Source organism: Mesorhizobium sp. B2-3-6, assembly GCF_006442305.1.
GTDB lineage: Bacteria > Pseudomonadota > Alphaproteobacteria > Rhizobiales > Rhizobiaceae > Mesorhizobium.
The window spans coordinates 20,005-39,326 of the sequence record NZ_VFVW01000005.1 but is presented as its reverse complement, the minus strand read 5'-3'; the positions used below and the strand labels follow the sequence as shown (position 1 = coordinate 39,326).

Below are 19,322 nucleotides of genomic sequence, written 5' to 3'. Positions count from 1 at the left end.
GACTAGGGAAGAGGTCGGATGGCAATCCGGGTGGGGCTCTTTCTCGTGCTCCCTCAATTGTTAGTGGACTCGATCACCCCAACACGGTTTCCTAGGCGTCCCCCGCCAGGAGCCTCGCCATGCATATCACTCGCCGCACGCTGATCGCCGTCAGCCTCTCCTTCACAATCGCTTTCGCGCCATGGGCGGCCGCCTTCGCCGCCTCGCCAGCGCCTGCCAAAGGCGAGAACGGCATGGTTGTCACCGCGCAGCATCTGGCGTCGGAGGTGGGCGTCGAAGTCCTGAAGAAGGGCGGCAACGCCGTCGATGCGGCGGTCGCCGTTGGTTATGCGCTCGCCGTCGTCTATCCCAATGCCGGCAATATCGGCGGCGGCGGCTTCATGACTGTCCGCTTCAAGGACGGCAAGTCGACCTTCCTCGATTTCCGCGAACGTGCGCCGCTGGCCGCGACCAAGACCATGTATCTCGACAAGGACGGCAAACCGGTGAAAGGCGCCAGCCTCGACGGCTACCTCGCCGTCGGCGTGCCGGGCTCCGTCGCCGGTTTCGAGATGGCGCGCGAAAAATACGGCACCTTGTCCCGGCAGGACCTCATGGCGCCGGCCATTCGCTATGCCAAGGACGGGTTCATCCTCAATCAGGGTGACGCCGCCTCGTTTGCCGGAGGTGCCGACAGGCTGGCGAAGGATCCAGCTGCGGCGGCCATATTCCTGAAGCCGGATGGCAAGCCCTATGGCATCGGCGAGCGGCTGGTCCAACCCGACCTAGCCGCGTCGCTCTCGGCGATTTCCGAAAAAGGCCCCGACGCCTTCTACAAGGGCGCCATCGCCGATGCCATCGTCAAGGCAAGCGGCGCCAAGGGCGGTATCCTGGCCAAGGGCGATTTCGAACAATATGCGGTGCGCGAGCTCAAACCGGTGACCTGTTCCTATCGCGGCTACGAGATCATTTCCTCGCCGCCGCCAAGCTCCGGCGGCGTCATCATCTGCGAAATCCTCAACGTGCTGGAAGGCTACCCGCTGTCCTATCTCGGCGCCGGTTCGGCAGAGACCGTGCATGTCATGATCGAAGCCATGCGCCACGCCTATGTCGATCGCAACTCGGCGCTCGGAGATCCCGATTTCGTCGACAATCCGGTCTCGAAACTGCTGGACAAGGCCTACGCCAAGGACATTCGCGACAAGATCGACCCGTTCCGGGCCGGCGTCTCTCAGGACCTGATGCCGAAGGGGTTCGGCGAGAGCAAGGAGACGACCCACTATTCGATCATCGACAAGGACGGCAACGCGGTCGCGGTCACCTACACGCTCAACGGCTCGTTTGGCGCCGGCGTCGTCGCCGACGGCACCGGTATCCTGCTCAACAACGAGATGGACGATTTCACCCAGAAGCCCGGCGTGCCCAACCTCTACGGCTTGGTCCAGGGCGAGGCCAACGCCATCCAGCCGAAGAAGACGCCGCTGTCGTCGATGAGCCCGACCGTGGTGGCCAAGGACGGCAAGCCGTTCATGGTCATCGGCAGCCCCGGCGGTTCGCGCATCATCACCATTACGCTGGAAGCCATCGTCAACGTCATCGACCACGGCATGAACATCCAGGAGGCGATCGACGCGCCGCGCATCCATCATCAATGGCTGCCCGACACGGTCTATATCGAGCCGTTCGGACTGTCGCCGGACACCGAAAGGCTGCTGGCCGGCATGGGTTATCACCTCGATCTCAGCGACAAGACCTGGGGCCAGGCGGCGGGCATCCTGGTCGGCGGCAAGAGCCTTGCGGAAATCGGGAAGGGTGGCGGCGCGCGCTACAATGGCGCCATCGACAGCCGCGCCGCTTCCGGCGAGGCGCTCGGCTACTGATGGGACTGGCGCACTCCGCAAGCGCGTGAACCCGCGTCCGCAATCGCACCGAAAACGAAAAGACAGGGCGACCTGAGTTTCCGTGAAACGACCGCTCTAATTGACGATCAAGCCGTCACGAAATCAGCGTGACGGTGGATGCGATCAGCATCAGGGCCGCGATGCCGACGAACAGTGCGTAGATGCGCGGCCGGTCGAGCAGAAGCGCGTTTCCCGATATCCAGGCCGATGTGGCGCCGCCGAGCGCGAACAGGAAACCGTTGCGGTGGCCGAAGGTCATCGACGCGGCCATCAGCCCGCCTATGATCAGGGCGCCGAACACGATTATGACGGCGACCGCGTATCTCTCGAAGTCGTTGCCGCTGCCCATCGCCGGACCGATTGCATTCAAATTCGGCAGGTCATCCGGATCGAAGGGGCTGGTCGACCCGTATTCGTCTTGACCGATGGATTCTCGCATCACTCGTTCTCCGCTGACCGGCAACAAACCATCAACACATGCCGAGCGCAACCCGATCGCGTGTTTCTCCCTACGTGTTGACCGCGATATCAAACCGTTCCGGCAGGGCGCGCCATCCGTTTTGGCGGGTTCGGACCACCGCCGCAACGCCAGCGGTGTCGGCCCGAATGGCAACGGCCCGCCAACCTGTTTTTATATGGGCGTTTCTTCTGGAGAAAACATGATGGCGGAGTTGATTCGAGCTTCGACAGAAGCATTTTTACGCGACCGGAGCCGCGGCGCCAGGCGCGGCCGCGTAAAATTTTCAGCTCCGGGCGTCCGCTTGATGTTGAGCCAGGTGCGTTCCGCACTTGGGGCGAGCGTCATGCTGGCGCTCGCGGGCTCATGATGAACCAGCTCGACCAAAGCGGCCGGGCTGATCGCATGGACAAAGCTCGGCCGGGGATCGATTTTCGGCGACGGCCTGCGATATCCTAAGCTGGTATCAGGGCGGCGATACGATGGATGCTGATCTCCTTGCGTGCCTTGGACGCCTCGTTGGTCAGCCTCATGTAGAACCTCTGTACTGGACAGCCTCAATCCATAGTGCGAGCGCGGTGGCAGGCGACCGTCCCTTTACTTTCAAATCGCGGCCTCGATAGCCGCCGGCCGCGATCCATACCGTTTTTGAACGCTGATAGATTGTTACGCCTCGTGCATTCGCCCAAGCGCATGATTCCGCGAACTTTGGAGCCATTGCCGAGCCCGTTCCCGAGAATGCTGTCTCTATGTGACAAAGCTGCGTGGCCATATCAGGTCCCCTAATTTTGACGGTCCCGGCCGACGATCCCCGACCCTCGCCCAAAATCACCGAATGAATGATAGGACCGCTTCCGTTACGGTAATGTGTCGCCACCAGCGCGGTCAGGTATCTCCCGATGCAAAAGCCGCCAGCTTTCGGCAGGGACAGGTCTGGAGTGGCCAGGGATTAAACCCAGCTTAGGTCAACGAGCGGGCGGAGAGCCGGGATCGGCCGCCATTCAAACCTGATCAGGAGATCGGGCTGGAGACGATGATGCGCAAGGCGCACCTGTTCGACGCACAGCGCGGCGCCAGGATAAATTAGGGGGAATGGCTGACGCGCGCTGGCGACTGTCAGCTCATCCTGTCTATCAAGGTTTGGCGTTGGCTTTCCGCCAAGCCTCGTACTCGTCGTTCGCGCTTGGGTGCAGTGGATAGTAGCGTTGCAACGGCGCGCCCCCCATGAGTTTCATTCGTGAGAATTCCTCCCAATCGTGATGTTTCTGGGATTCTTCGATGACCTTCGGGGCCATTGCGACGGGAAGCACCACCACCCCGTCGTCATCGGCGACGATGATGTCGCCGGGGATCACCGTCACACCGCCGCAGGCAATCGGAACGTTGACCGCATTGGGATAGATGCTGGTCTGCACATGATAATTTGGCGTCCAGCCGCGCAGCCAAAGAGGCAGGTCGAGCTTTTCGACATTGGGCCGGTCGCGCATGCACCCATCGATGACGATGCCCGCACCGCCTCTGCCCTTGAAATAGGTCGACATCATATCGCCGAAGACACCGGAGCTCATGTCGCCGCGCGCGTCGACGACGACCACGTCGCCCTCCTGCGCATGGTAGAGCACATGTCTGTGAAGTTGCGTCTCCGGATCGGCATATTCTCCCTCGGTGAAGAGGTCCGGTCTCTGCGGCATGAACTGCAATGTCAGTGCCGGCCCGACGATCGACTTCCCATGGTTCTGCGGCACCGGGCCGACCATGTGCGGATTGCGAAAGCCCATATGGCCAAGTGTGCCCGCGACCGTGGCGGCGCCGATCTCCCTTAGCGCGTCGATCAGGTCCTTGGGCGGCCGCGTGATATCGGGAGTATGCGTCATTTTCGGACTCCGGTTGAAATTGAATTACCAGTTGGTGACAGAGCCGTCGCGGCGCTTGAGATGTGGCGCTTCCCAGAAACGGAAACTCTGCGCCTGGACCGCCGCTTCATTGACCTCGACGCCGAGCCCCGGCAGGTCGCTGACCGGATAATCGGGCCCGTCGAGCCTTGGCTGTACGGGGAAAAAGTCGGAATTGTCGAAACCCAGCTTCCTTTCGGGGATCCTGGTTTCTAGCCACGCAAAGTTGGGCACCGCGGCGGCGAGATGCACGGTTGCGGCCGTGCACACCGGGCCAAGGGGATTGTGCGGCATCAGGTCTACATAGTGCGCCTCGCTCCAGCCGGCGACTTTCATCGCCTCGGTGAGCCCGCCGACATTGCAGACATCGAGCCGGTTGAACTGGTGGATGCCGCGCTCGATGTAAGGCAGGAACTGCCACTTGCTGGCAAATTCCTCGCCGATGGCAAAGGGGATGTCGGTCATCGTACGAAGGGACTCGTACGCCTCTGGTGTCTCGGCCCGTATTGGCTCCTCGAGGAAATCAAGCACGCCGCGGCCAAGCTTGTTGCAGAAGCTCGCCGCCTCGGCCACCGACAGCCGATGATGATAATCGACGCCGAGCACCACCTCATCGCCTAGCGCCTCGCGCGCTTTGTTCAGCATGCTCGCGGTAGGGCCGATCGATTCACGCGGCTCGAAGACGTCCTTGCTGCTTTGTCCGATGGGGAAGAAGCGGATCGCCTGCCAGCCCTGCGCGCGCAGTTCGCGGGCGCGTTCGATCGCAACATCGCCCTCGGCCTCGTCTCCGGTCGAGGCGAAGGTGGGCACGCGGTCGCGCTGCTTGCCGCCAAGCAGCTCGTAGACGGGCACCCCCAGCGCCTTGCCTTTGATGTCATGAAGGGCGATGTCGATGGCGGAAATCGCCGCCTGCAGGACCCGGCCTCCTTCGAAGTACTGACTGCGGTAAACCTCCTGCCAGATCAGGCCGATCTGCATCGGGTCGCGGCCGATGAGAAACTCGCGATAGTGCTCGACCGCGCCCGCCACGGCTTTCTCGCGACCGCTCAAGCCGCTCTCGCCCCAGCCGAAGATACCCTGGTCGGTCTCGACCTTGACGAGCATCTGGTTGCGCGTTCCCACCCATACCGGGTAGGGCTTGATCGCGGTGATCTTCAGGTTCTTGGTCATACACGCCCGCGTTCCACGCGCATCCCCTGTCTCAATCGGCCTTGAGGGCCATTTCAGTTTCGCCGTCGAACAGATGCATCCGCTCCTGGTCGAACTCGAGCCAGATCCGCTCATCAGGTTTGACGGCGACGTTGGGCGACACGCTGATGTTGACGATGGCGCCCGACAGGAATGCTTGCACGAAGGTGACGTCTCCGGTCGGCTCCACCGTATAGGCCTTGGCCGGAATGGCGCCCGGGACCGCGCTCTTGTGCAGCTTGATCGTCGAGTGCCGCGCGCCGAGCACGACCTTCTTGGTGGTCGCTCCCTGGACCTTGCGCGCGTTGAGTTGCGACAGCTCAAGCGTCCAGCCTTCCGCGCTGGTCAGCGCGGTGCTGCCGTTTGCCGTCGAAGCCTCCAGCGGAATGAGACTCATCGCCGGGCTGCCGATAAAGCTGGCGACGAACATGTTGACCGGATGGGCAAAGACCTGCGCCGGTGAATCGTATTGCTGCAGATAGCCGCCATTCATCACCGCCATCTTGTCGGCCATGGTCACGGCTTCGAGCTGGTCGTGCGTCACGTAGATAATCGTTGCCTTGAGGTCCTGGTGGAAGCGCTTGATCTCGGATCGCATCTGCACGCGCAGTTTGGCGTCGAGGTTGGAGAGCGGCTCGTCCATGAGGAACACAGCGGGGTCGCGGACGAGGGCACGGCCAAGGGCGACGCGCTGCTGCTGCCCGCCCGAAAGTTCCCGCGGTTTGCGCTCGAGCAGGTGCGTCATGTCGAGAACGCGCGCCGCTTCCCTGACCTTCTTGTCGATCTCGTCCCTGGAGAGTTTCCGCATCTGCAGCGGGAACGCCAGGTTCTTGTAGACCGATTTCTGCGGGTACAGCGCGTAGTTCTGGAACACCATTGCGATGTCCCGGTCCTTGGGGTCGAGATCATTGACCACCCGGTCTCCGATGACGATGTCGCCCGATGTGATCGAGGTCAGCCCCGCGACGAGATTGAGCGTGGTTGTCTTGCCGCAGCCTGACGGGCCGACCAGCGCAACGAACTCGCCGTCATTGACCGTCAGCGAAACATCGTTGACAGCTTTGAAGCCGCCATAGGTCTTGACGAGATCTTTGAGGACCACGTGGGCCATTGGCAACTCCCTAATGCTTGACCGCGCCTTCTGTAAGGGCGCGTACGAAGTATCGTTGCAGGACGAGGAACAGCACCACGACGGGCACGCTCATCATGAAGCTGGCCGCCATCAGGCCCGGAAAGTCCGTCGTGTTTTCCGAGAAGAAGCGCTGGATGCCCACCGGCAGCGTCAATTGCTCGTTCTTGGAAAGGAAGGTGTAGGCGTAGATGTATTCGTTCCAGGCGCCGATGAAGGAATAGATCGCGGTGGCGATGATCCCGGGCGTCGAGAGCGGCATCACGATCAGGATGAAGGCCTGGAACCGCGTTGCGCCGTCGATGCGCGCCGCTTGCTCGAGTTGCACCGGGATGTTGTCGTAGAAGCCCTTGAGCAGCCAGATCGCCAGCGGCAGCCCGAACGTCAGATAGGTGAGAATGAGCGAGCCGTGCGTGTTCACCAGGCCGATCGCGCGCATCAGGATGAAGAGCGGCACGAGAAAGATCACTGCCGGAAACATGTTGCGCAGCAAAACGGCGAAGAACAGGAAGTTCCGTCCGGGGAAACTGAAGCGCGAAAAAGCGTAGGCCGCGGGGACAGCCACGATTACGGAAAGGATTGTCGTGACGGTCGACACGAACAGGCTGTTCCAGAAGAAGCGGAGGAAGTCCTGGCCGACGCTGTTCTGCGGATCGAGCAATTTCTGATAACTGGCGAGGGTCGGCTCGTCCGGCCACCATTGCGGCGGGAATTGCGTCGCCGCGAACCCGGATTTGATCGAGGTGATCAGCATCCAGATCATCGGCAACGCCGTATAAAGCAGCATGAAAACGAGGAAGATGCGCCCGGCCCACCGCCACCCGTCGACGCGCATACGGCGACGGGTCTGGCCTCGGGAGACCGTCTCGGCAATCGCGCTCATGCGCCGCCCTCCTTCCGCTCGTTGCCGCTCAGCGCACGGACGTAGAAGTAGCCCAGCGTCATCAGGATGATGAACAGGAGCACCGAATAGGCCGATGCCACGCCCCAGCGCTGCCGGCCGAAGGCGAGTTCGTAAATATGGGTGATCCAGATATGCGATGCATTCGACGGCCCGCCGCCGGTCATGATCCAGGGGATGATGAAGGAATTGAAGTTGGCCACTGCCAGCAGCAGGATCGTCACCACCGAGACGTTGCGCAGATGCGGGAAGGTGACGTGCCAGAAGCGCTGCCAGGCATTGGCTCCGTCAACTTTCGCGGCGAGCAGCAACTGCTCGGGGACTGTCTGCAGGCCCGCCATCATCATGATCATGGCGAACGGAAACTCGCGCCAGATATTGACGACGATCAGCGAGGGGAGAACCGTGCTGACGTTGTCGATGAAATTCGGCGGTCGGTCGGCCAATCCGAGGCCGACCAGCACTGCGCCGATGATGCCGAAATCCGAATGGTAGATCCACTTCCAGATATAGGAGGCGGCGACCGCGCTGATGACCCAGGGAATGATCAGGATAGCGCGCAGCATACCGCGGCCGATAAAGTCGCGGTGGAGCGCCAGCGCAGTGGCAAACCCCAGGACAAAGGAGATGAAGGTGGACCCGAATGTCCAGATCAGCGTGTTCCAGGTGACTTTCCAGAACACCTCGCTGGTGAGGATGGCCGTGTAGTTGTCGAAGCCGATGAAGGTCTTGTCACGAAGCTGCAAGCCGGGCGGCGTCTTATAGAACGACAGCTCGATCGTGTAGTAGATCGGATAGGCGATGACGATGAGCATCACGGCGATCGCGGGCAGCACGTACGCGTAGTCGGCGCGATGCTCCCAGATATCCCGCAGCGCACCGGACCTGCCGGGTTGCAATTTTCGGCGCGCCTCGGCCTTGCCGGTCACGATCGTCACGATGGTATGCCCTTGTTTCTTCGGAACGAACCGGCTGCGCTGTCAGCGCAGCCGGTCAGGTCGTGGGTCAGGCGCAGGCTAGAGCCCGCCCATCAGGTCTTTCACCTTCTGGGCCGCGTCGTCCGCCGCCTGGTCGACGGTCATCGCTCCGGTCAGAGCATTCTGCAGCATGTCCGGGACGATGATGTTCATGATCTCCGGGGCCTGCGGCAGCGCCGGGAACGGGATGCCGTATGGCAGCATCGAGGTCGTGACATCGAGGAATTTGATGTTGTCCAGACGTTCCTTCATCCATTTGGTCTTGAAGCCGTTCAGGTTGCCGGGATTCGATCCGGCATAGGCCATCTTCAGCGACCATTCAGGGCTCGTCCACATGCAGATGATAGCCTTCGCCGCCGGCTCGTCTACCTTGCCGCCTTCGACATATTCGGGCTTCAGGATGTGGATGTTCGAGCCGCCGAACACGACGGCGCGCTTGCCGTCGGGCCCGGCCGGGATCAGGCCGTAGCGCATGTTGTCTATGACGGTCTGCGCCTTGTCCTTGTCGGTGCCCGTCGCCTTCTTCTGCAGGTCGAGCATGACATTGTAGTCGGAGGGGTGCGAGATCATCATGCCGAGTTGGCCGGCGACGAACAGGGGCTGGTTATCGGCCTGCTGGTTGGTGAGTGCCGAAACCGGAACCGACTTGTCGCGAACATACATGTCGTAGGAAGCCTGCAGCGCCGCCTTGCTCTGCGGGCTGTCCAGCTCGACCTGCTCATAGGTCGGGTTTGCCGCCGCTTCGTCGAAGACGCCGCCACCATAGGCCCATAGCTGCGGCATGAAGCGATACGGCGTATTGCCGGCATTCTTGCGAGCCACGAGGCCATACCCGGCAATGCCGAGCTTGTCGTGGATCTGCTTGGAATACTTGATGACGTCGTCCCAGGTTGCCGGTGGCTTGTCCGGATCGAGGCCGGCGCGTTTGAAGATGTCGGCGTTCCAGATGAACGCCATCGTTTCGTTGTTGGTTGGAATGCCGTAGGTCACCCCGTCCCAGGTCACGGCCTTCATGGCGCCGGGCCAGAAGTCCTCGGTCGAATAGCCCACGTCCTCGGGCTTCAGCGGCTGCAGATAGCCTTTTGAAGCGAATTCGGTACCACCCAGGATTTGCAAGCGGACCGCCATCGGCGCGGCATTGCCGAGGAGCGCGGTGCGGAACTTGTCGAGAAGATCGTTATAGGTGAGGGCTTGTTCCTCGAGCTGGATGTTTGGATAGGTCTTGCGGAAGGTTTCGAAGAATTCCTTGTAGTATTGGCGCAGGAGGTCGGGGTCGCCCTCGAAAACGCCCTGATACCAGAAGGTCAGTCGCCCCTTGTAGTCCAGCGGGGTGACCTTGGCACAATCGGCCGCCGTGTCGAAATCCTGTGTGCCCGCAATGGCGCGGACATATTCCGGCGACCACTTGCTGAGGTCGACCGGCGGCGCGCCCAGCGCCGATGTGGACATCAGTGATGCCGCCAAAACGCTGGCGACAGTGCCGCGCAGGACCGCACTGCCGAGTATAATCCTCGTCATAGGTATCCTCCCTGGTTCTCCCATGCCGCTTTGCGGCGAGGCAAAGCGGTCTTGCTCGTTTGATCGCAGGACGTCTTTGTATCTGTGTACCCGTTCGGGAGCCTTGTACGTTTTCAGATCATGAATTGCCTGTCAACGCGTTAGATCGTACATTGTTTATCGAAACTTTGCGTGTTAATCGGAAAGGGTGTGTATTAATCCAGGGGAGCCGGCCTTGGCCGAACCAAACGATTTCAAAGCCAAGCCACCGGTGGGGATTGACCCCATAGGGGCGTCCAGCGAAGGCGCCTCGCTTTATGAGCTGATCAGGGAAGACATCATCGAGGGACGGCTTGCCGCCAACGAACGGCTCGTGGTCACTGATCTCGCCCGGCGCCACGGCACCTCGACCAACCCCGTGCGCGAAGCCTTGCAGCTGTTGCGCGGCGAAGGCTTTGTCACCTTTCTCCCCAACCGCGGGGCGCGCGTCCGGCCTATCGATCAGGAGTTTGTCCGCGACATTTATGAGATCGGCGTTCTGATCGAGCCGGCTCTGACGCGATGGTTTGTGAATATGGCCACCGGCGAGGACATCGCCGAACTCCAACGTCTCCAGGACCTGATTGAAGAGAACAACTTCGCCGATACGTTCAGGCACAGCGAGCTGGATACCGCCTTCCACACCGTGATGTACCAGCGGCATTACAACCGCCATGCCGCCGAGCTTTGGTGGAAGCATCGTGAAGTGCTGCGAGCCGTGAGCCGGCGTTTCAATTTCACGCTTGCCCGGCGTGCCGCGATCATTCGCGAGCACCGCGAGCTCATCGCGTTCGTAAAAGCCGGAGACGCCGACAAGGCGGCCGAACTCGTTGCTCGCCATGTCGAGGGCTCCGGCCGGCACATCCTCGAACATATGCGTGCGCGCAACGCCGCTCGGGCCGGATAGAATGCCCGTTCCAGAACATCGCTAGCCCGACGATCAGACAGAGGTAGCTGACATGAAAATTACGAGCATTCGGCCGTGGCTGATCAAGTCCGATGCGTCCTATTGGGGAGAGTACCTGTTCGTCGAAGTGACGACCGACGAGGGGGTGAGCGGCTGGGGAGAGATCACGACCACCACCAAGCTCGCCAACCGCGCGCTCTGCACGATCCTGCGGCAGATCGGCGCCGCCGTGACCGGCGAGGACCCGGCCCGGATCGAGCATCTCTGGCACAAGATTTTCCGCAGCTTCACCTATATGGGCAGCCGCGGCGCCGCGGTCGAATGCGTGAGCGCCATCGACATAGCTCTCTGGGACATCCGGGGCAAAGTTTTGGGCAAGCCGATCTACGAGCTGCTGGGCGGGCCGGTGCGCGATGAAATCGCGCTCTACACCCATCCCAACCAGTCCAAATTTACCAGCAAGGAGGCGGTGGTCCGCGAAATTCGGGACATCGTCGAGTCCGGACACACTGCGCTCAAGTTTGATCCTTTCCCGCATCAGGGACGTGGCGCCGATGGCGTGTCGCGCGAACAGCGGGACGGCTACCTCGATGGCAGCATGACTCGCAAGGACGAGCGCGAAGCGGCCGAACTCACGGCTCTGATCCGCGAAACGGCGGGCCCTGATGTCGATATCCTCATCGATGCGCACGGCCGTTTCGACGTTCCGACCGCCATTCGCCTCTGCCGAAGCCTCGAGGAAGCCGGCCAGATCGACTGGTTCGAGGAGCCTTGCCCGCCCGAGAGCCTCAATGCCCTCAAGCAGGTGCGTGAGAAGGTCAGCGCCGCCATCTCGTGGGGCGAACGCGGCCACACCAAGTGGGACTTCGTGCCGGTGCTCGAAAACAAGCTCGCTGACTACATCATGCCTGACGTCACCTGGACCGGCGGCATTACCGAACTCAAGAAGATCTCTGCCCTGTGCGAAGCCTACTACGTCCCGGTCTCGCCGCATGACGCCGCGGGGCCGATCAACGTGGTGGCGGGGGCGCAGGTGATGATGACAGTTCCTAACTTCTACAAGCTCGAGACGTCGGAGTGGAACCTGGGTAAATACGATCATCTCATCGACACACCGCTCGACGTTTCGAACGGCAGCCTGAAACTGACGTCGAAGCCCGGTCTCGGCATCGAGATGGACCGCGAGTACCTGCAAGCCCACGAGATTGAGCTGGGCTGACGCATGTCGCCTCATGTCGGGGCTGCATGCCGCCGAAAAGCCCGCCTACCAAAACGAGGATAAGTGATGCCCAAGACCGGTGGAGCCGACGAAGCCCTTGATCGGGTGAACATGAACTCCAAGCCGTCCGATCTTCGCATCACCGACATGCGGGTGGCTGAAATCGTCGGCGCACCGTTCACAACGGCGCTGCTCAAGATCTACACCAACCAGGGCATCGTCGGGCTTGGCGAGGTGCGCGACGGGGCCAGCGCCACCTACGCGCTGATGCTGAAGAGCCGGTTGCTTGGCGAGAATCCCTGCAACATCGATCGCCTGTTTCGCCGGATCAAGCAGTTCGGCGGGCACGGCCGGCAAGGTGGCGGCGTCTCGGCGGTCGAAATCGCGCTGTGGGATCTCGCCGGCAAGGCCTATGGCGTTCCGATCTACCAGATGCTCGGCGGCCGGTTTCGGGAGAAGGTGCGCCTCTATTGCGATACCGATGCAACCGTGCCGAGCGGCACAGAGACCGGCAAGCGCCTCAAGCAGCGCATGGAGCTCGGCTTCACCTTCCTCAAGATGGATCTGGGGCTGATGCAGATCGCGGATGTGCCCGGCGCGGTCGTGTCTCCTGCCGGCTCACTCGAAGGCTATCGCGTTCATCCCGCCCGCGGCCCGCTCAAGACCGTTGATGAGCGGCGCGCCCGCAACGCGGCCTACGACCTGCATAATGTCGCCCACCCGTTTACCGGCCTCCATTTTTCCGACAAGGGCCTCGACCTGCTCGAGCAGTACATTGCCGAGGTTCGCGAGGTCATCGGCATGGAGATCCCGCTCGCTATCGACCACGTCGGCCACATCTCACTCCAGAACGGCATTCGGCTCGCCAGCCGAATTGAAAAATACGTGCCGGCCTGGCTCGAGGATGTAATCCCCTGGCAGTACACCGAGCAGTACCGGCAGTTGCAGGACGCCACCACGGTGCCCATCTGCACCGGCGAGGACATTTACCTCAAGGAGGGGTTCGAACCGCTGCTCAAGAGCGGTGGCCTCTCCATTATCCACCCGGACCTGCTCACCAGCGGGGGCATCCTGGAGACCAAGAAGATCGGCGACATGGCGCAGGATCACGGCGTCGCCATGGCCATCCACATGGCCGAAAGTCCAATCGCTGCGATGGCCGCGGCCCATGTCGCGACCGCGACCGAGAACTTCATGGCGCTCGAATATCACTCCGCCGATGTCGACTGGTGGGACGATATCGTCACCGGCCTTCCCAAGCCGCTCGTGCAGGACGGGTTCATTACTGTTCCGGACAAGCCGGGTCTGGGGATCGACGACGTCGTAGACGAGGTGATCTCGCAGCATCTGCAGCCGGGTGTCGTCGGCATCTGGCAATCCACCGAGCATTGGGACAATGAATATAGCTGGGACCGGACCTGGAGTTAGCCCAGACCCCCAGCCCTCATTCTCAAGCTCACAGGGCTAACGACCGACCATTTGTGTCGACCTCTCCGTGGGGAGAGGCGAAGAAAGAAACGGACGAAACCATGATCTACGAACTGCGTATCTATGACTGCCTGCCGGGCAGGCTGCCGGCTTTGCTCAAGCGCTTTTCCGACCAGACGCTGGCCATCTGGGAGAGGCATGGCATCCGCCAAGCCGGGTTTTTCACCACGGCGATCGGCGAAAACAGCAATCGCCTTACCTATTTCCTCGCCTGGGAATCGCTGGCCGAGCGTGAGGCGAAATGGGCGGCTTTCGTCACCGATCCGGCATGGCACAGGGCCCGGGACGAGTCTGAGCGTGACGGGCAGATCGTTGCCAATATCGCCAGCCAGCTGCTCACACCGACAGCTTTCTCGTCTGTGAAATAGGACTGTGCCATGAAGATCACCGACCTGCGCTGCGCCGTCATCGGGCGGCATCCCATCGTTCGCGTCGTCACTGACGAGGGCCTCCATGGCCTTGGCGAGGTCGAGTTCACAAAGACCTATCTCAAGCCCTTTGTGCTGCATTTCCGCGAGGCGCTGATCGGCGAGGATCCGACCGACGTCGAGCGGGTGATGCTGAAGATCCGCCAGCGAGGTTCGTTCAAGCCCTATGGCGCCGCCGTCTCCGCGATCGAGCATGCGCTGTGGGACATTGCCGGCAAGGCCGCTGGCGTGCCGGCCTACAAACTGCTCGGCGGCAAGGTGCGCGACAAGGTGCGCGTCTATAACGGCTCGATCCGCCGGAAACGCGCGGGCGACCGGCCGGAGGATTATGCGGCCGACGTCAAATGGATGATGGAGCAGCCGCAGAACTTCTTCATGGTCAAGCAAGGAATCTCGTTCCACTCGAACATGAAGGACAGCATCGAGGACTTCCATTATGGCGTGACGCAGAAGAAGGCCGGCTATCACGGTGCCATGGATCAGGGCGTGATCAGCGAGCGCGGTTTCAACCACATGCTCGACTGCGTGATCGCCATGAAGGAAGTGCTGGGCGACAAGGTCAGCCTGGCGCTCGACTGCGGCCCGGGCTGGATGCTGCCCGATGCGATCAAGTTCGCTCGCGCGGTGGAGAAGTACAATTTGATGTGGCTCGAGGACATGCTGACCGGCGACTATGTGCCGTGGGTCAATCCGCAGGCCTATCGGGAGCTGACAACCTCCACCTCGACGCCGATCCATACCGGCGAGCAGATCTACTTGCGGCACAATTTCAAGGAGCTGATCGAGACGCAGGCCGTGCGCGTCATCGGCCCCGATCCTGCCGATATCGGCGGTATTGCCGAACTCAAATGGGTCGCCGAGCACGCCTATATGCACTCCATCCTGATGGCGCCGCACGGCACCGCCAACGGCCTGCTGGGCCTCGGCGCCCTGATCAACGTTTGCGCCACCTTGCCCGCCAACTACATTGCCTTCGAATATCCGAGCGCCTCTGACCCCTGGTGGGAGGATCTCGTGATCGGCCTGCCGTCGCAGATCGTGAAGGACAGCATGGTGGACCTGCTGGAAGCGCCGGGACTGGGCCTCGATATCGACGCCGAAGCAGCCAGGAAGTATCTCAGGGAAGAGGATACGGGCTTCTTTGATTGAAGCCCTCTTCTTTCGCCACCGGAACCACGCCGACCGCGCCGCTACATTCTCATCGGTATCCATTGTCAGACGCCTGTTGATGTGATCCACAGCTTGGGTCAAAGTCGGTTGGTCTGAACTGGACCTTCAAAGGCGGTGGCGTTGAAGCGGACTGGCAAAAACATCGTTGTCTGCTGCGATGGAACGGGAAACCAGATCGAGCGCAATCTCTCGAATGTCTTGAAGTTGTTCCGCATCCTGAAGAAGAATGAGGAGCAGCGCGTCTATTATGACGCCGGCATAGGAACCATCGGTGCCAGCGATGCCTGGACGCGATGGCGCCAGAACGCGAAATCCGTGTTCGAGCTCGCAACTGGATATGGTCTCGACGCCGAAATCGCCGGCGCCTACGCCTTCATCTGCAGGCACTACGTCGAAGGGGACGCAATCTTCCTCTTTGGCTTCAGCCGCGGAGCCTATACAGCCCGCGCCGTTGCGGGCTTGATCCACATGATCGGCCTGCTGCATCCGGACCAACTCAACATCGTCGAGTATGCCGTGAGCTCTTACAAGCAAGCCAGCGATGAGCACGACCTTAGCGTTGCCTGGCACTTTTCCAAGGTTTCAGGAGCCCGGGACGCGCGCATCAAGTTTCTTGGTGTCTGGGACACCGTAGCGTCGATCATCGTGCCGCGAAGCGACCGGCTTCTGCCACAGCTCCTCACACTGCCGCATACGAGGACCAACCCGAGCGTCGAAGTCTTTCGACATGCAATTGCGATCGATGAGCATCGTCGCATGTTCCGGCTGAACCGGTGGGTCGAGCCGCAGCCATTCGTCGAAAATCCTTTCGACAAGATTGCGCCGGCAAAAGAGCAGGATATCAGGCAAGTCTGGTTCGCCGGATCTCATTCGGATATCGGCGGTGGCTATCCTGAAGAGGACAGCGCCATATCCAAATTTCCGCTCGACTGGATGATTGATCAGGCCAAAGCATTTGGATTGCAGACCAATTCCCGCATGCTGGAGCGGCTTGTCTTCGGGGAAGGGAAGGGCGAGGGGACGATGACGTTCGTCAGCCCCGATCCGTTGGGGATCGTGCATGATTCAATGGCCGTGGGCTGGAAGCCGCTCGAGTGGATTCCAAAATCGGTTAAATGGCGTGAATGGAAGCGAAAATCGATCCTCGGCTTCTACCTACCGCAAGCCGAGCCGCGCATGATCGAGCGACAGGAACGGCGGCCGCTGGTCCATCAGTCGGTTCTGGATCGGAAGGCGGCGATCCCGGCCTATAAGCCCGAGAATTTTCCAACGGCATTCAATGTTGAACCTTATGGTGACCTCATGAAGGATCACCTGGCCAACGAAGCCGCTACCTAGCGCGGACACCGAGCGGGCCAGCAGGTCTGTGACGGCAGAGAATTTCGGGTGGGTCGGTCCTACTTCGGCAGTCAACGCGTGGAACGCGCGCGTTTCGTCGGGTCATGGAACTCTGCTGCTTTCAACGCCGGTTCAACGAGACGGCAATGATGATGATAGCGCCCTTGATCACCTCCTGGATGCTGGTCGAAAGACCGAGCACGAGAAGACCGAATCCGAGAATTCCTATGAAGATTGCTCCGACGACAGAACCGACGATCGATCCATAGCCGCCGAAGAGACTTGTCCCGCCTATGATCACGGCCGCGATGACGTCGAGTTCGAGACCCGCCCCCAGGCTGGGATTGCCGGCGGTGGAGCGGGCCGCGAGCATCATGCCTGCAAGGGATGCCATCATGCCGGACAGCACAAAGGCGAAAATTTTGACGCTGTCCGTCCGCACCCCGGAAAAGCGGGCGGCTACAGGGTTTCCACCAGTCGCATAAACACGCCTGCCGAAGGGCATCTGGTGCAGAAGATAATAGCCGACGGAAGTTAGGACGATCGTCCACCAGATTGGCGCCTGCACGCCCAGAAAACTACCGTTCCAGAACAGGTTCGAGAAATCATCGTCGACGATCGACACTGGCCGGGTGCCGGTGATCGTCAGCGCCAGTCCGGAAAAGATCGACAGCATGCCAAGGGTCACAAGAAACGATGGAATGCGTATTTTTGTAACAAGGATGCCGGAGGTGGCCCCGATCGCTGCGCCGGCTGCCAGCACCAGAAGAGCTGCGACGTAGGTGGGAACATCCTGGCCGAGCAGCAGCGCTCCGATCATCCCTGAAAAACTCGCAACCGATCCTACCGACAGGTCGATTTCGCCGCAGATGATGACGAATGTCATGCCGATCGCCATTGCCGAAACGATGGCTGTGATTCGCAGAACCGCGCTTGCGGTCGAGACAGACGCGAAGTGTGGAGCAAACAGGACGAAGTAGAGGGTTATCGCCAGGAAGATCACATAGGTGATGTGATCGCGGAAAAAATTTATCGCATTTGCGTGCGAGGGCATAGGGGACGGTTTCATGCTGCAACTCCCTGGGCGCGCGCACTGGCTTGTCTGGCCGCCTCGGCCTGCAGCAACGCGCGAAGTTTTGTCTCGTCGTCCGCGCGATCGATGCTGCGCGTAATCCGCCCTTGCGCCATGACCAGAATGCGATCGGACAAATCCAGAAGTTCTTCGAGTTCCGAAGAAATAAGCAGCACGGCGACGCCTTCGCCGGCCGTGCGGCGCACAAGGTCGCGCATATCGCGCTTGGCATTGATGTCGACGCCGGAGGTTGGTTCGTCGAGGATCAACAGCTTCGGCTTCATGGCCAGCCATTTGGCGAAGACGATCTTCTGCTGATTGCCGCCCGAAAGCTCCTGGGCTTTCTGTAAGGGACCGCGGCACAGGATACTGAGATCGTCCCGGTATTGTCTGAACAGAGCCGTTATCCGGGCCTTCGCCATCGGCCCGAACGGACCCGCCAGCGAGAACTCGGAAAGGCGGGGGAGCGCGAGGTTCTCCTCGATCGAGCGCCCACCCACAAGACCTTCGAGCCGACGGTCTTCGGGAACAAGCGCGATACCGGCAGCGATGGCCCTGCTCACACTGCCCGGCTGGACGGGGTCGCTCCCGACGGCGATGTGGCCGGTTACATCCGGAAGGATGCCGAACAAAGCCTTGCCCAGGGTCGAGCGGCCACTGCCGACAAGCCCGGCAAGGCCGACGATCTCGCCCGGGTCGATCGAGAACGACACGCCGGACAGTTTGCGCGAGGTGGCAAGGTCACGGACCTCAAGAGCCGGCATCCCGGCGGGCGTCGCCGGTTGACGATTTGCTGGCGCGGCTGCGGCTGGGGAAGCTGTTTCGACCTTGGGCCGGGACATCAACGACGCGATATCCTCGATGGACGTCTTCTCCGGATCGAGCGGGCCGACCAGTCGCCCATCCTTGATGATCGAGATGCGATCCGAAAGCTGCAGCACATCGGCCATGCGATGGCTGATGTAGACGATACCGATTCCGTTCTGCTTGAGCTGACCGATTGTCCGAAAAAGCGTTTCCTCCTCATGGATGGTCAGGGACGAAGTCGGCTCGTCCATTACGAGCAGCTTGGCGCCCCGCGAGATCGCTTTGAGAATCTCGACCATCTGGCGCTGAGCGAATGCCAGGTCGCCCACACGTGCCGAAGCATCGAGCGAGAAGGCAAATCGCTCGATCAGAGCCCGGGCCTCGCGCAGCATTTTTCTGGCATCGACACGTCGGCCGAAGGCGAGCGGCTCGCGAAGGATAAACAGGTTTTCGGCAACCGAACGGTTCGGCAAGACGCTCAGCTCCTGGAAGATCATTGCGATTCCGCGATCGATCCTCTCTCGAAGCGACAGGGCGGTGACGTCCTCGCCGTCGAACAGAATCCGGCCTTCGTCCGTCCGATACGCGCCCATGAGGATCTTCATGAGCGTCGACTTGCCCGCACCGTTTTCGCCGAGCAGTGCATGCGTTTCGCCGGCCTTGACCTCGAACGAAATGTCCGACAGCACGCGGTTCGCGCCAAACGACTTGCCGATGCGTTGCATCGTTACGATAGGGCGCTGGGACGTTGAAGTTTTCGCTTCGGCCATGACGATTTCTCGATCGCTCGGGGAGCGCCGGCGGACTGCTGCGGCCCGCCGGCGAAAGAAGGAGCCAGAGCAATTCCAGGAAAAGTGTGTACGGTTTTCCGTCTGGAATTGCGCAAAAACAAAGAGATAGAGCGGTTCGCCGTTTCCGTGAAACGGTGAACTG

Annotated in this window: 17 protein-coding genes; 8 read left to right on the top strand and 9 right to left on the bottom strand. The window is 61.0% G+C overall.

Annotated elements, in window-relative coordinates; genetic code table 11:
* The first annotated feature begins 119 nt into the window (after positions 1-119).
* Positions 120-1,859 carry a gamma-glutamyltransferase gene (gene ggt / locus FJ953_RS16215; RefSeq protein ID WP_140560848.1) on the top strand — a complete coding sequence of 580 codons (1,740 nt, stop codon included), beginning with the start codon at positions 120-122 and terminating at the stop codon, positions 1,857-1,859.
* 115 nt (positions 1,860-1,974) lie between these two features.
* Here the strand turns inward: ggt and FJ953_RS16210 are convergent, their stop codons facing one another.
* Positions 1,975-2,319 (bottom strand): hypothetical protein, encoded by a 345-nt coding sequence (locus FJ953_RS16210; protein ID WP_140496551.1) that lies wholly within the window; start codon positions 2,317-2,319, stop codon positions 1,975-1,977.
* Here FJ953_RS16210 and FJ953_RS16205 point away from each other — a divergent pair.
* Positions 2,306-2,707, top strand: a complete 402-nt coding sequence (locus FJ953_RS16205; protein WP_140513305.1) for a hypothetical protein — start codon at positions 2,306-2,308, stop codon at positions 2,705-2,707. The two genes, FJ953_RS16210 and FJ953_RS16205, sit on opposite strands and share 14 nt — an antisense overlap.
* A 763-nt stretch (positions 2,708-3,470) precedes the next feature.
* Here the strand turns inward: FJ953_RS16205 and FJ953_RS16200 are convergent.
* The 6 genes from FJ953_RS16200 to FJ953_RS16175 form a co-directional block, all read right to left on the bottom strand.
* Entirely contained in the window at positions 3,471-4,211 is a 741-nt protein-coding gene (locus FJ953_RS16200) for a ribonuclease activity regulator RraA (protein WP_140496549.1), read from the bottom strand.
* Between the two features lie 24 nt (positions 4,212-4,235).
* Entirely contained in the window at positions 4,236-5,399 is a 1,164-nt protein-coding gene (locus tag FJ953_RS16195) for a mandelate racemase/muconate lactonizing enzyme family protein (RefSeq protein ID WP_140624785.1), read from the bottom strand.
* A 31-nt stretch (positions 5,400-5,430) separates the two neighbouring features.
* Positions 5,431-6,528 carry an ABC transporter ATP-binding protein gene (locus tag FJ953_RS16190; protein WP_140496545.1) on the bottom strand — a complete coding sequence of 366 codons (1,098 nt, stop codon included), beginning with the start codon at positions 6,526-6,528 and terminating at the stop codon, positions 5,431-5,433.
* A gap of 10 nt (positions 6,529-6,538) precedes the next feature.
* Positions 6,539-7,429: a carbohydrate ABC transporter permease gene (locus FJ953_RS16185; protein ID WP_140496543.1), complete on the bottom strand. Its 891-nt coding sequence runs from the start codon at positions 7,427-7,429 to the stop codon at positions 6,539-6,541.
* A complete protein-coding gene (locus FJ953_RS16180; RefSeq protein WP_140624784.1) occupies positions 7,426-8,385 on the bottom strand; it encodes a sugar ABC transporter permease in 960 nt (319 codons plus the stop codon). Before FJ953_RS16180 ends, FJ953_RS16185 begins: the two co-directional genes overlap by 4 nt.
* A 78-nt stretch (positions 8,386-8,463) precedes the next feature.
* Positions 8,464-9,942, bottom strand: a complete 1,479-nt coding sequence (locus FJ953_RS16175) for a sugar ABC transporter substrate-binding protein (protein ID WP_140496539.1) — start codon at positions 9,940-9,942, stop codon at positions 8,464-8,466.
* Positions 9,943-10,156: 214 nt separating this feature from the next.
* Between FJ953_RS16175 and FJ953_RS16170 the strand changes: the two genes are divergently transcribed.
* The 6 genes from FJ953_RS16170 to FJ953_RS16145 all read left to right on the top strand — a co-directional run bounded on the left by FJ953_RS16170 (position 10,157) and on the right by FJ953_RS16145 (position 16,510).
* The gene (locus FJ953_RS16170; protein ID WP_140496537.1) at positions 10,157-10,867 is read left to right on the top strand and encodes a GntR family transcriptional regulator; all 711 of its coding nucleotides are present in this window, start codon (positions 10,157-10,159) and stop codon (positions 10,865-10,867) included.
* Between the two features lie 52 nt (positions 10,868-10,919).
* A complete protein-coding gene (locus FJ953_RS16165) occupies positions 10,920-12,086 on the top strand; it encodes a mandelate racemase/muconate lactonizing enzyme family protein (RefSeq protein WP_140513313.1) in 1,167 nt (388 codons plus the stop codon).
* A 66-nt stretch (positions 12,087-12,152) separates the two neighbouring features.
* Positions 12,153-13,514 (top strand): mandelate racemase/muconate lactonizing enzyme family protein, encoded by a 1,362-nt coding sequence (locus FJ953_RS16160; RefSeq protein WP_140624783.1) that lies wholly within the window; start codon positions 12,153-12,155, stop codon positions 13,512-13,514.
* Between the two features lie 101 nt (positions 13,515-13,615).
* Positions 13,616-13,942 (top strand): NIPSNAP family protein, encoded by a 327-nt coding sequence (locus FJ953_RS16155; RefSeq protein WP_140496531.1) that lies wholly within the window; start codon positions 13,616-13,618, stop codon positions 13,940-13,942.
* A gap of 9 nt (positions 13,943-13,951) precedes the next feature.
* A complete protein-coding gene (locus FJ953_RS16150; RefSeq protein ID WP_140496529.1) occupies positions 13,952-15,151 on the top strand; it encodes a mandelate racemase/muconate lactonizing enzyme family protein in 1,200 nt (399 codons plus the stop codon).
* Between the two features lie 141 nt (positions 15,152-15,292).
* On the top strand, positions 15,293-16,510 hold the full coding sequence (locus FJ953_RS16145; RefSeq protein WP_140624782.1) for a DUF2235 domain-containing protein: 1,218 nt from the start codon (positions 15,293-15,295) through the stop codon (positions 16,508-16,510).
* Between the two features lie 121 nt (positions 16,511-16,631).
* On the opposite strand, the gene FJ953_RS16140 is transcribed toward FJ953_RS16145, so the two are convergent.
* Positions 16,632-17,513, bottom strand: a complete 882-nt coding sequence (locus tag FJ953_RS16140) for an ABC transporter permease (RefSeq protein WP_181165435.1) — start codon at positions 17,511-17,513, stop codon at positions 16,632-16,634.
* A 62-nt stretch (positions 17,514-17,575) separates the two neighbouring features.
* Positions 17,576-19,159, bottom strand: a complete 1,584-nt coding sequence (locus tag FJ953_RS16135; RefSeq protein ID WP_140624780.1) for a sugar ABC transporter ATP-binding protein — start codon at positions 19,157-19,159, stop codon at positions 17,576-17,578.
* Positions 19,160-19,322 lie beyond the last annotated feature (163 nt).